This is a genomic window from Cupriavidus sp. 10L45, assembly GCF_056395225.1.
Genome location: NZ_JBFTJC010000012.1, coordinates 1 through 13,037 on the forward strand (window position 1 = coordinate 1; position 13,037 = coordinate 13,037).

7 protein-coding genes are annotated in these 13,037 nt (G+C 68.9%); 1 reads left to right on the plus strand and 6 read right to left on the minus strand.

Annotated features, from left to right (window positions below):
• Positions 1-140: 140 nt before the first annotated feature.
• Together dacB and AC1DFU_RS20835 are read right to left on the minus strand one after the other, a co-directional pair.
• Positions 141-1,715 carry a D-alanyl-D-alanine carboxypeptidase/D-alanyl-D-alanine endopeptidase gene (gene dacB, locus AC1DFU_RS20830; RefSeq protein ID WP_441591770.1) on the minus strand — a complete coding sequence of 525 codons (1,575 nt, stop codon included), beginning with the start codon at positions 1,713-1,715 and terminating at the stop codon, positions 141-143.
• 101 nt (positions 1,716-1,816) lie between these two features.
• Complete coding sequence (locus tag AC1DFU_RS20835) at positions 1,817-2,263, minus strand: PACE efflux transporter (protein WP_441591771.1); 447 nt, start codon at positions 2,261-2,263, stop codon at positions 1,817-1,819.
• Positions 2,264-2,400: 137 nt separating this feature from the next.
• On the opposite strand from AC1DFU_RS20835, the gene AC1DFU_RS20840 reads away from it, so the two are divergent.
• Positions 2,401-3,312 carry a LysR family transcriptional regulator gene (locus AC1DFU_RS20840; RefSeq protein WP_092298003.1) on the plus strand — a complete coding sequence of 304 codons (912 nt, stop codon included), beginning with the start codon at positions 2,401-2,403 and terminating at the stop codon, positions 3,310-3,312.
• On the opposite strand, the gene AC1DFU_RS20845 is transcribed toward AC1DFU_RS20840, so the two are convergent.
• Genes AC1DFU_RS20845 through AC1DFU_RS20860 form a run of 4 tightly spaced genes read right to left on the minus strand, consistent with a single transcriptional unit; the run spans position 3,313 to position 12,826 of the window.
• Complete coding sequence (locus AC1DFU_RS20845) at positions 3,313-4,806, minus strand: efflux transporter outer membrane subunit (RefSeq protein WP_441591773.1); 1,494 nt, start codon at positions 4,804-4,806, stop codon at positions 3,313-3,315.
• A 5-nt stretch (positions 4,807-4,811) separates the two neighbouring features.
• On the minus strand, positions 4,812-8,126 hold the full coding sequence (locus AC1DFU_RS20850; RefSeq protein WP_441591774.1) for an efflux RND transporter permease subunit: 3,315 nt from the start codon (positions 8,124-8,126) through the stop codon (positions 4,812-4,814).
• The gene (locus tag AC1DFU_RS20855) at positions 8,126-11,308 is read right to left on the minus strand and encodes an MdtB/MuxB family multidrug efflux RND transporter permease subunit (protein ID WP_441591776.1); all 3,183 of its coding nucleotides are present in this window, start codon (positions 11,306-11,308) and stop codon (positions 8,126-8,128) included. Before AC1DFU_RS20855 ends, AC1DFU_RS20850 begins: the two co-directional genes overlap by 1 nt.
• Before the next feature lie 24 nt (positions 11,309-11,332).
• The gene (locus AC1DFU_RS20860; protein ID WP_441591778.1) at positions 11,333-12,826 is read right to left on the minus strand and encodes an MdtA/MuxA family multidrug efflux RND transporter periplasmic adaptor subunit; all 1,494 of its coding nucleotides are present in this window, start codon (positions 12,824-12,826) and stop codon (positions 11,333-11,335) included.
• Positions 12,827-13,037 lie beyond the last annotated feature (211 nt).

Here is a 13,037-nt window from a genome sequence, read left to right on the forward strand (position 1 = left end):
ACCCTCTCCCCCGGCCCCTCTCCCGCAAGCGGGCGAGGGGAGCAAACCGAGGGCTTTCGATCTTCCCCCTGTGTTCTCCCCTCTCCCTCCGGGAGAGGGGCGGGGGAGAGGGCGGGCGCATCAATGCGCCACGASCCTGTTCAAGGCGCCCCGCGAAACACCCATTCCATCAACGCATCGTGCGCTGCCTGCGCGCCGGAGGCGTTCGGGTGGTTGATGTACGCCACCACCACGTAGCGGCCGCCGTTCGTCGCATCGACATAGCCGGCCAGCGCCCGCACATCGGCCAGCGTGCCGGTCTTCAGGTAGGCGTTGCCCGCCGCGTGGGCGCGCGTGAGCCGGTTGCGCAGCGTGCCGTCCACGCCGAGGATGGGCAGGGAATCGACCAGCGTATAGCCGACGTCGCTGGCCAGTGCCTGCTGGAGCAGCCGGGCCATGTCATAGGCGCTGATGCGCTCCTCGCGCGACAGTCCCGAGCCGTTGTCGAGCACCAGCCCCGGCATGTCCAGCCCCTGGCGTGTCAGCCAGCGGCGGATCACCTGCGCGGAACGCGCCGTGCTGGCCGGGCCGCTGCGGTCCATCTCCGCGCCAATCGTCAGGAACAGCTGGCGCGCCATCACGTTGTTCGAGAACTTGTTGATGTCGCGCACCACGTCGCCGAGCGGCTGGCCGTAGTGGCGCGACAGCAGGAACGCGCCACGCGGCACCGCGCCGCTGCGCAGCCCCGGCGTGTGGGCGAAGCGGCCACCGGCCGCCTGCCATTCGGCCACGAAGCCGCCCCAGATGAAATCGCTGTGCGACAGCGTGGCGAGGTTGACCACGTGCTCGCCGCAGTCGCTCGAATAGGTGCCGTCGAACGAGGCCACCACGGTGCCATCCGGCTGCGGGGTGATGTTGGGCGTGGCGCGCGAGCGCCAGTCGCCGCAGCGGCCGTTGGTCAGCGTCAGGCGGTTCTCCACGCGCAACTGCGCCAGCGCGGGCGTGACCGCCACGTCCACGGTGCGGCCGGCGGCGTCCGGGGTGATCGTGAATGACAGGGTCTTGAAGGCGTACAGCAGCGCGTCCGGATTGACGTTGTAGGCGCGCTGGGACTCGCCGTCGATCGTATAAGTGCCTTCGGAGGCATCGGCGAAGAAGCTGCGGTCGAGTACCACGTCGCCGTCAATGGTGGTGGCGCCCGCGTTGCGCGCCGAGGCCACCAGCTTGGCCATCTCCTCGGGCACCAGCTTGGGATCGCCGCGCCCGCGCAGGTAGACGTTGCCCCGGATGGTGCCGTCGGCAGCGGGTTCGCTATCGGCGTAGAGCGAGGTCAGCCAGCGGTAGTCCGGCCCCAGCAGCTGCAGGCCGGCGAAGGTGGTCACCACCTTCATGGTCGAGGCCGGGTTCATCGGCGTCTCGGCGTTCCAGCTCACGCGGGCCTGCGGCGCGCCGACCTTGACCACGTAGAAGCTGGCGGCGGAGAGCGGCACGTTGGCCCGGCGCAGCGCGGCCGTGACCGATGCCGGCAGCCCGGTGCGGGCGGCGGCCAGATCGACGGTGTCGGCGCTCGCGCGGCGGACCGTGGCGGATTTCGATGCAGTGGCTTTGACGGCCTGCGCCGCCTTGGCGGGTTTGGCCTGGGCTCCGGCGATGCCGGTGGAGAGCAGGGCGACGGCGGCGATGGCGGCCGTCAGCGGGAGACGAAGCAGGGCGGGACGATTTGGCATGGCGAGCATGTTAACGCATGCCCGCCATCGGCTGGATGACGTAAAACAGCCGCTTCACGTGCCAGTTCGCCCGTGAAGTCGGCTTGGCGTCTCAGCGACGCTCGGATCTATCAGGGGCAGTCGGCGGCGCAGTCGCGCGGCGTGGCGTTCGGGATCGGAAAGATCGCATCGTAGGCCCAGTTGTAGATCAGCGCGTAGACCATGTAGAAGCCGGCCACGGCGATGTCCATGATGAAGGCATCGACCAGACTGATGTCGAGATACCACGCCACGGACGGCAGGAAGACCAGCAGCAACCCGCCCTCGAACAGGATGGCGTGGAGCACGCGGATGGCTGGCGTCTTCCGCAGCTGCCCCCGGAAGCGCAGCATCGCCTTGTCGAACATCAGGTTGTAGACGTAGTTCCAGACCGCGGCGATCAGCGACGCCACGGCGCCAATCAGGCCCATCTGGTGCAGGGCGTAGCCGAACACCAAACTGGCCAGCGGCGCGAAGGCCAGCAGGCCGATCAGCTCGAAGCCGACGGTATGGCGGATGCGGTCTCCGGTGGTGCGCATGACAGGAACTCCTTGGGATCGATGGAGGCCATTCTATCGGCAGGACAACTTAGGACAAGTTGGATACCATCGGCAAAACAGATGGATCGCTGCCGGTGGGGCGTCGATTCCGTGTCGATGTGATGAAAGGAGTACCCATGAGCCTGTCCCTGGACCAGCTGCAAGCCTTTGTAGCCGCCGCCGAGAGTGGATCGTTCTCGGGCGCGGCGCGCAAGCTCGGCAAGGCGCAGTCGGTGATCAGCGCGGCGGTGGCCAATCTGGAGATCGACCTCGGCAATGCGCTGTTCGACCGCACCGCGCGCTACCCGGTGCTGACGCCGGCTGGCGAGCGCCTGCTGGTGGAGGCGCGCGTGATCCTGGAGCGCTGCGAGCATTTCCGGGGCGTGGCGATGAGCCTGGGCGAGGGCGTGGAGTCGCGCCTGACGCTGGCCGTGGACGAGCTGTACCCCGAGGAAGTGCTTGGCGTGCTGCTGGACGAGTTCTCGCAACGCTTTCCCGCCGTGGAGCTGGAGCTGCTGTTCCCGCTGATGGAGGACGTCAGCCGGCTGGTGATGAGCCAGTGCGCGGACCTCGGCATCATGTGGCGGCAGGAAGTGCTGCCGCCCGAACTGGCCTTCCACGCGCTGGGCTGGGTGCCGATGCCGGTGATCTGCGCGCCCGACCATCCGCTGGCCGCCCATGCGCAGGTCGATTTCGAGGAATTGAAGCGCCACCGCCAACTGATGGTGGCCACGCGCAGCGACAGCGAGGAGAAGAAGCGGTTGCGCGTGGCGGCCGAGGTCTGGTGGGTGGAGAGCCAGTGGGTGATCGTCGAACTGGTCAAGCGGCGGCTGGGCTGGGCCTTCGTGCCGTGGCACATCGCCGCCAGTTCGCCGGCGGCGGCCACGCTGGTATCGCCCCGGCTGGCCTTCCAGGACCAGGACTGGCCGGTGGCGATGGAGCTGGTCTGGCACAAGCAGCGCCCGCTCGGCAAGGCCGCCACCTGGCTGCGCGAGCGCGTGCGGCAGCAGCCCTTGCCGCTCGCGCCGGCGCGGTACCAGCAGCGTTGATTACTGGGGCGCGGGTTGCGGGGTCGGTTGCGCGGCAGGCTGCGGCGCCTGCGCCGTGTCCGTCCCCTCCGCGTGCCAGCCGCCGCCCAACGCGGCGATCAGCGTGACGGCCGCCGTGTACTGGCGGCCCGTGATCGACAGCGCCGTGCGCTCGGCCGTGTAGGCGGCGGTTTGCGCGGTCAGCACATCGAGCAGCCCGGCCGTGCCGGCCTTGTAGCGATTGTTGACCAGCGCCAGCGCCTCGCGCGCGGAACGCAGCGCGTCGTTCTGCACGGTGGCTTCCTGCCCCAGCAGCCGCGCGGCGGCGAGGTTGTCTTCCACCTCCTGGAACGCGCCCAGCACGGTCTGGCGATAGTTGGCCACGGTCTGGTCATACGCCGCCACGGCCTGCGCCTTGGCCGCGCCGCGCAGGCCACCATCGAACACAGTGCCGGCCAGCCCGGCGCCGACGGACCACACGCGGTCCGGCAAGGACAGCCAGCGCGCCAGCGTGCCCGCCGTCAGCCCGCCCGTGGCCGACAGCGACAGGGTGGGGTAGTACGCCGCCTGCGCCACGCCGATATCGGCATTGGCCGAGGCCATGCGCCGCTCCGCCGCCGCGATGTCAGGCCGGCGCTCCAGCAGCGTCGATGGCACAGCCACCGGCACGTTGGGAATGGCGTCGTCCACCTCGACCACGGCCATGGTCAGGTCTGCCGGCGGCTTGCCGACCAGCACCGCGATGGCGTGTTCCAGTTGCGCGCGCGTGATCTGGATGTCGATCTGCTGCGCCTGCGCACTCTTCAACTGGGTTTCCGACTGCAACACGTCCGAACGCTGCGCCGTGCCGGCCTGGTACTGGTTGCGCACCAGCAGCAGCGACTTCTCGTAGTCGGCCACGGTGCGGTCGAGCAGCGCGCGCTGTGAATCGGCAATGCGCAGCAGGAAGTAGCTCTGCGCCAGCGTGGCCTGCGTGGAGAGCAGCGTGGCGGCCAGATCGGCCTGGCTGGCCTGCGCGCCGGCCTGGGCGCTCTCCACCTGACGGCGGATGCGGCCCCAGACGTCGATCTCCCAACTGGCGGATAGCGTGGCGTTCTGGCCGTTGGTGATACGGCCGCCGGTGCTGCTGGCGCCGCGCGAGAGGCCGGCGGACGCACCGATCACCGGGAAGAAGCCCGCGCGCGCGGCCTGCAGCGAGGCGGTGGCCTGCCGGTACTGCGCCTCGGCCGCCTTGATGTTCTGGTTCGAGATCTGCACCTGCGCCATCAGGTCGTCGAGCGCCGGGTCGCCGAACACGCGCCACCAGTCGGTGCGCGCCGTGGCGTCCTGCGGCTCGGCGGTCTTCCAGTCGCCGGTCCAGCCCGGCATGGCCTCGCTGGCCTCCTTGAATGCCTTGGGGACGGGCGCATCGGGGCGCTGGTAGTCGGGGCCGACGGCGCAGCCGGCCAGGACCATGCAGGCCAGGGCGATGGCGGAGGCGCCGGGCAGCGAAAGGGGGCGGTTCATCTTCATCATGGAGGTCAGGATTCCAGCCGCGGCGCGGCGTCCGGGCGTTGGCCGTGGCGCTGGCGGCGGGCGCGCCATGCCTGCACGCGCAGGCGCCAGCGGTCGAGCGTGAGGTAGACCACGGGCGTGGTGTAGAGCGTCAGCAACTGGCTCACCACAAGGCCGCCGACAATCGAGATGCCGAGCGGCGCGCGCAGCTCGGCGCCGTCGCCCCGGCCGATGGCCAGCGGCACCGCGCCCAGCAGCGCGGCCATGGTCGTCATCAGGATCGGCCGGAAGCGCAGCAGACAGGCGCGATAGATCGCCTCGCGCGGGCTCATGCCCTCATTGCGCTCGGCGTCGATGGCGAAGTCGATCATCATGATCGCGTTCTTCTTGACGATGCCGATCAGCAGGATCACGCCGATCAGCGCGATGATGCTGAATTCGGTCTTGAACAGCAGCAGCGCCAGCAGCGCGCCCACCCCGGCCGAGGGCAGCGTGGACAGGATGGTCAGCGGGTGCACGTAGCTCTCGTACAGGATGCCGAGCACGATGTAGATGGTGATCAGCGCGGCCAGGATCAGGTAGGGCTGGCTCTTGAGCGAGTCCTGGAACGCCTTGGCGCCGCCCTGGAAGTTGGCCTGGAGCGTCTCCGGGGCGCCGATCTTGGCCAACGCCTGGCGGATGGCGTCGGTGGCCTCCGACAGCGAGAACCCTTCGGCCAGGTTGAACGAGATCGTGGAGGCGGCGAACTGGCCCTGGTGGTTCACGCCGAGCGGCGTGCTGGTCGGCGTGACGCGCGCGAAGGCCGAGAGCGGCACCCGCCGGCCGTTACCGGTGACCACGTAGATGTCCTGCAGCGCATGCGGCCCCTGCAGGTACTCCGGGCTCAGTTCCATCACCACGCGGTACTGGTTCAGCGGGTGGTAGATCGTGGAGACCAGCCGCTGGCCGAAGGCGTCGTTGAGCACCGCATCCACCTGCTGGGCGGTGACGCCGAGCTTGGAGGCGGTGTCCCGGTCGATGATCACCGAGGTCTGCAGGCCCTTGTCATTGGTATCGGTATCCACATCCTCGATCCCCTTGATGTTCGAGATCGCCGCGCGCACCTTGGGCTCCCAGGTGCGTAGCGTCTCCAGGTCGTCGGACTGGAGCGTGAACTGGTACTGCGAACTGCTCTGGCGCCCACCCACGCGGATGTCCTGCACCGATTGCAGGTAGAGGTTGGCGCCGGGCTCCTTGGCCAGCTTCAGGCGCAGCCGGGCGATGATGGCGTCGGCGGACTCCTTGCGCTCGTTCAGCGGCTTCAGCGTCACGAACATCTGCCCCGTGTTGCGTTGCGAGCCGCCGGTGAAGCCGGTGACGTTGACCACGGCCGGATCGGACTGGACGATCTTGATGAAGTTGTCGAGCTTGCCGCGCATGGCCTGGAACGAGGTGGCCTGGTCCGCGCGGATGAAGCCGATCAGCCGGCCGGTGTCCTGCTGCGGGAAGAAGCCCTTCGGCACGACCACGTAGAGCCAGACGTTCAGCGCCATGGTGGCCAGCAGGATCACCCAGACCAGCTTGCCGTGCCGCAGCGCGAAGTCCAGCGAACGCGCGTAGCGGTCGTGCATCCAGTTGAACACGCGCTCGCTGGCCCGGTAGAAGCGGCCCTGGCTGGCCTTGTGCTCGTCCACGGGGCGCAGCAGCCGCGCGCACATCATCGGCGTGGTGGTCAGCGACACGACCAGCGAGACCAGGATGGCCACCGACAGCGTGATGGCGAACTCCTGGAACAGCCGGCCCACGATGCCGCCCATCATCAGCAGCGGGATGAACACGGCGATCAGCGACAGGCTCATCGACAACACCGTGAAGCCCACCTCGCGCGCCCCGCGCAGGGCGGCCGCGCGCGGCTTCATGCCATTCTCGATATGGCGCGAGATGTTCTCCAGCACCACGATGGCGTCATCGACCACGAAGCCGGTGGCAATCGTCAGCGCCATCAGCGACAGGTTGTTGAGCGAGAACCCGCACAGGTACATCACGGCGAACGTGCCGACCAGCGACACCGGCACGGCCACGCTCGGGATCAGCGTGGCGCGCACGTTGCGCAGGAACAGGAACACCACCATGATCACCAGCGCCACCGAGATCATCAGCGTGTGCTCCACCTCGCGCAGGGAGGCGCGGATGGTGGGCGTGCGGTCCATCATCACGTCCATCGAGATGCTGGCCGGGATCATCTTGCGCAGCTGCGGCAGCATCTCGTTGACGCGGTCCACGGTCTCGATGATGTTGGCGCCGGGCGAGCGGTTCAGCACCAGCAGCACCGACGGCTTGCCGTTGGCCGAGCCGGCATTGCGGATGTCCTGCACCGAATCCACCACACTGGCCACGTCCTGGAGCCGGATCGGCACCGCGAAGGCGTTGGGGCCGGCGGCGGCGCTGTTGCCGCCCGTGGCGCCCGAGCTGACGGTGGTGGTGCCGCTGCTGGTGGTGATGGTGGTAGTGGTGATCCCGTTGACGGTCTTGGTGCTCACCCCGCCGCCGGCCGTGGCGTTGGCCGTGCTGGCAATCAGCGCGCCGGCCGAGGCGGACGAATACGTGCCCGGCGTGGCGTAGCGCACGATCAGCGGCATGTAGTCCTTGGCCGTCATCGCCTGGTCGTTGGCGTAGACCTGCCAGTTGTTGACGTTGTTCTCGAGCACGCCGAGCGGGCGGTTGGCGTTGGTGGCCGAGATCGTGTTGCGCACGTCTTCCAGCGAGATGCCGTACTTGTTCAGCGCCGTGGGGTTCAGCTCCACCCGCACCGCCGGCAGCGAGGCGCCGCCAATCGTCACCTGGCCCACGCCCTCCACCTGCGACAGTTTCTGGGAGAGGATGGTCGAGGCGGCGTCGTAGAGCTGGCCGCGCGTCATGGTGGGCGAGGTCAGCCCGATGATCATGATCGGCGCGTCGGCCGGGTTGACCTTGCGATAGGTCGGATTGTTCGGCAGGCTGGTCGGCAGCGTCCCGCGTGAGGCGTTGATGGCCGCCTGCACGTCCCGCGCGGCGCCGTCGATGTCACGCGAGAGGTCGAACTGCAGCGTCACCCGCGTGGAGCCCAGCGAGCTGCTGGAGGTGATCTCGGTCACCCCAGCGATGGTGCCCAGCGCGCGCTCCAGTGGCGTGGCCACGGTGGCCGCCATGGTCTCGGGGCTGGCGCCGGGCAGCGACGCCGAGACCGAGATGGTCGGGAAGTCCACCTGCGGCAGCGGCGAGACCGGCAGCAGCCGGAACGCCGCGAGGCCCGCCAGCAGGATGCCGATGGTCAGCAGCGCGGTGGCAACCGGGCGTTGGATGAAGGCGGCCGACAGGTTCATCAGGCGTGCGGCTCCTGCGGGTTCGCGTTCGGATTCGGGTTCTGGCGGGGACGATGGGCGTCCTCGTTGTCGCCACCGTCGCCACCGTCGTCGGGATCGCCGAAGCGGCGTTTGCGCCACCCCTTGAGCCGCATCGCCACGCTGTCGAATGCCAGGTAGATCACCGGCGTGGTGAACAGCGTCAGCACCTGGCTGACCAGCAGGCCGCCGACCATCGTCACGCCCAGCGGCCGGCGCAGCTCGGAGCCGATGCCCGTGCCCAGCATCATCGGCAGGGCGGCCAGCAGGGCGGCCATGGTCGTCATCAGGATCGGGCGGAAGCGCAGCAGGCAGGCCTGGAAGATGGCGTCGCGCGGCGCCATGCCGCCCTCACGCTCGGCCTCGAGCGCGAAGTCGATCATCATGATGGCGTTCTTCTTGACGATGCCGATCAGCAGGATGATGCCGATGATCGCGATGATGCCGATGTCCTGCCCCGAGACCAGCAGCGCCAGCAGCGCCCCCACGCCGGCCGAGGGCAGCGTGGACAGGATGGTCACCGGGTGGATCGTGCTCTCGTAGAGCACGCCCAGCACGATGTACATCGTGATCACGGCGGCCAGGATCAGCCACAGCGTGTTGGAGAGCGAGGCGCGGAAGGCCAGCGCGGCGCCCTGGAACTCGGTGACCATCGAGATCGGCAGGTTCAGCTCCTTCTCGATCTGCGTGATCTTGTCCACGGCGGCGCCCAGGGACTCGCCCGGGGCCAGGTTGAACGAGACCGTCGCGGCCGGGAACTGGCCCTGATGGTTGATCACCAACTGGCCGGTGCGCTCGCTGATGCGGGCGATGGCGCCCAGCGGCACCTGCCCGCCCGACGACGACGGCAGGCGCAGCTCGGCCAGCGACTGCGGGCTGGTGCGGAACTGCGGCATGGTCTCCAGCACCACGCGGTACTGGCTGGACTGCGTGAAGATGGTCGACACCAGCCGCTGGCCGAAGGCGCTGTAGAGTGCGCTGTCGATCACGGCCGTGGTGATGCCGAACCGCGCGGCGGCGTCCCGGTCGATGTCCACATAGGCGCGCAGGCCGTTGTTCTGCTGGTCGCTCGCCACGTCGCGCAGCTCAGGTTCCTGGCGCAGGCGCTCCACCAGCTTGGGCACCCATTCGGCCAGCGTGGCCGGGTCCGGGTCTTCCACGGTGAACTGGTACTGCGTGCGCGAGACGCGGTCCTCGATGGTCAGGTCCTGCACCGGCTGGGTGTAGAGCGAGACGCCGCCAAGCTGCTGCACGGCGTCCTGGAGCCGCTGCGTGACCACCGCCATGCTGTCCCGGTCGGCCTTGGGCTTGAGGTTGATCAGCATGCGCCCGGCGTTGAGCGTGGTGTTGGTGCCATCCACGCCGATGAACGACGAGACGCTGGCCACCGCCGGGTCCTGCAGGATCACCTTCTGCACGGCCTCCTGCTTGCGGCCCATCGCCGCGAACGAGGTGGTCTGCGAGGCCTCGGTGATGGCCTGGATCACGCCGGTGTCCTGCACCGGGAAGAAGCCCTTCGGCACCAGCATATAGAGCAGGCCGGTCAGCACCAGCGTGCCCACGGCCACCACCAGCGTGGCGGTCTGGCGGTCCAGCACCCACTCCAGCGCCTGGCCGTAGCGGTGGATCACGTTGTCGAAGAAGCGGCCCGTGGCACGATGGAAGCGCGGCAGTTCCTCCTCGGGCACGTGGCGCAGCAGGCGCGCGCACATCATCGGCGTCAGCGTCAGCGACACCACGGCCGAGATCAGGATCGACACCGCCAGCGTGATGGCGAACTCGCGGAACAGCCGGCCGACCACATCGCCCATGAACAGCAGCGGGATCAGCACGGCCACCAGCGAGAAGGTCAGCGAGATGATGGTGAAGCCGATCTGCTTGGAGCCCTTGAGCGCCGCAGCCATCGGGGAATCGCCTTCCTCGATGTAGCGCATGATGTTCTCGATCATCACGATGGCGTCATCCACCACGAAGCCGGTGGCGATGGTCAGCGCCATCAGCGTCAGGTTGTTGATCGAGAAGCCGGCCATGTACATCACGCCGAAGGTGCCGACCAGCGAGAGCGGCACCGCCACGCCCGGGATGATGGTGGCCGGGATGTTGCGCAGGAAGACGAAGATCACCATCACCACCAGCGCGATGGCCAGCAGCAGCTCGAACTGCACATCCTTGACCGAGGCGCGGATGGTGGTGGTGCGGTCGGTCAGCAACTGCACGTGCACCGAGGCCGGCAGCGCCGCCTGCAGCTGCGGCAGCAGCGTCTTGATGCGGTCCACCACCTCGATCACGTTGGCGCCGGGCTGGCGCTGGATGTTCAGCACGATGGCCGGCTTGCTGTTGGCCCAGGCGGCCAGCCGGCTGTTCTCGGGGCCGTCGACGATGTCGGCCACGTCGGTGATGCGGATCGGCGCGCCGTTCTGGTAGCCGATGATGATCTGGCGGTATTCGTCGGCGGAGCGGAGCTGGTCGTTGGCGTCGATGGTGGAGGCGCGCGCGGGGCCGTCGAAGCTGCCCTTGGCGCCGTTCACGTTGGCGCTGCCGATGGCGGTGCGCAGGTCGTCGATCGACATGCCCAACGCGGCCAGCGCGGTGGGATTGGCCTGGATGCGCACGGCGGGGCGCTGCCCGCCGCTGATGGTGACCAGCCCCACGCCCTGGATCTGCGAGATCTTGGCGCCCACGCGGGTGTCCACCATGTCCTGCAGCTTGGGCAGGGGCAGGGTGTCCGAGGTCATCGCCAGCGTCATGATCGGCGCATCGGCCGGATTGACCTTGCTGTAGACCGGCGGCATGGGCAGGTCCGAGGGCAGCAGGTTGCCGCCCGCATTGATGGCGGCCTGCACCTGCTGCTCGGCCACGTCCAGCGACAGCGACAGCTCGAACTGCAGCGTGATGACCGACGCGCCGCCAGAGGACGACGACGACATCTGCTTGAGCCCCGGCATCTGGCCGAACTGGCGCTCCAGCGGCGCCGTGACCGAGGAGGTCATGACGTCCGGGCTGGCGCCCGGGTAGAGCGTGGTGACCTGGATGGTCGGGTAATCCACCTCCGGCAGCGCGGACAGCGGCAGCAGCCGGTACGCCACCAGCCCGGACAGCAGGATGGCCAGCATCAGCAGTGCCGTGGCCACCGGCCGTTCGATAAAGATGCGTGAGGGATTCATGCCGTCTCGGGTGCGTCGCCGTGCTTACTGCTGCGGCCGTTGGCCGACGGTGCCGGTGGGGTTGGCCGGCGTGTTCGTGGTCGGGTTCGGATTGGTGTCGCCGTCACGGGGGCGCCGGCGCTCGGCTGCGGCGCCGGAGGCGCCCATCGCCCCAGCCGCTCCGGAGGCATCGCTGGCCCCGGCGTGCGGGCCGCTGGCACCGCCATGGCGCCGGCCACGCCCGCGCGGCGAACTGGCCGGCGTGGTGGCGGCGGCACGCGCGGCCGGGTCCACGGCTTCCACGATCATGCCTTCCTTGAGGCGGTCGGCGCCGTCCACGACCACGCGCTGGCCCGGCTCCAATCCTTTCATGACGGCGGTCTGGGCGCCATCGGTCGGCCCCAGCGTGACCACCTGCACCTTCACCTGGTTGTCATCGCCCACCACGTAGACGAAGGTGCCCTGCTGGCCGCGCTGGATGGCGGCCACCGGGATCACGGTGGCGTCCACCAGCGTGTCCACGCGCGTGCGCACGTTCACGAACTGGTTCGGGAACAGCATGCCGTCCGTGTTCGGGAAGATGGCCTTGAGCTTGACCGTGCCCGTGGTGGTGTCGATCTGGTTGTCGGTGGTCAGCAGCGTGCCTTCGCCAAGCTGGTTGCGCACCTGGCGGTCCCACGCCTGCACCGGCAGCTTCTCGCCGGCGTTGAGCTTCTTCAGCACGGCCGGCAGGTTGTCTTCGGGAATGGTGTAGAGCACGGCAATCGGCTGGATCTGGGTGATCAGCGCGATGCCGTTGGTGTCGCCGGTGCCGACGATGTTGCCCGGGTCCACCTGCCGCAGGCCGATGCGGCCCGAGTTGGGCGCCACGATCCTGGTATAGCCGAGCTGGATGCGGGCGTTATCCACATTGCCCTGGTCGGTCTTCACGGTGCCCTCGTACTGGCGCACCAGCGCGTCCTGGGTATCCACCTGCTGCTTGGAGATGGAGTCCTGCGCCAGCAGCGTCTTGTAGCGCTGCTGGTCCAGCCGGGCGTTCTGGAGCAGCGCCTGGTCCCGCGCGAGCTGGCCCACGGCCTGGTCGAGCGTGGCCTGGAACGGGCGCGGGTCGATCTCCGCCAGCACGTCGCCGGCCTTGACCATCTGGCCTTCCTTGAACAGCACCTTCAGCAGCGGGCCCGAGACCTGGGCGCGCACGGTGACATTGGTCACCGGCGTCACGTTGCCCAGGCCGTTGAGCACCACGTCCATGTCACGCCGGGCCACCGTGTTGACCACCACGGGCGAACGCGGTTGCGCGCCCGGGCCGCCCGGGCCCCCTGGGCCGCTGGCACCCATGCGGCGACCCGCGCCGGGGCCGCTGGCGCCGCCGGTGGCCGCGCCGGCCTCCTGCGCGGCCTGCCGGTGGCTGTGCCAGTACCAGCCGACGCCGGCCAGCACGACGATGACGGCCACGGCGATCCAGGTGCGGCGGCGGGCCGGGCCGGGGCGGCGCGGCGGGGAGGGCGGAAGAGATTGACCTTGTTCGGGGCTGGACATAGACCGGGAATCCTGGGGACGGCACGACGAAGGGCGTACCAACGGGCTTGCTCGGCATATCGGGGCAAATGACCCCATATGACGGCGAAGTTGCAGCAGTATGCCGCAGGCGGGCACGGCTGCGGTGCCATGGCCTGAAGGATAATGTGCCGCCGCCATCCCACCTGTTTCGTGGCGTCCCGCTTTTATTACATCGGATTACGATGGCGCC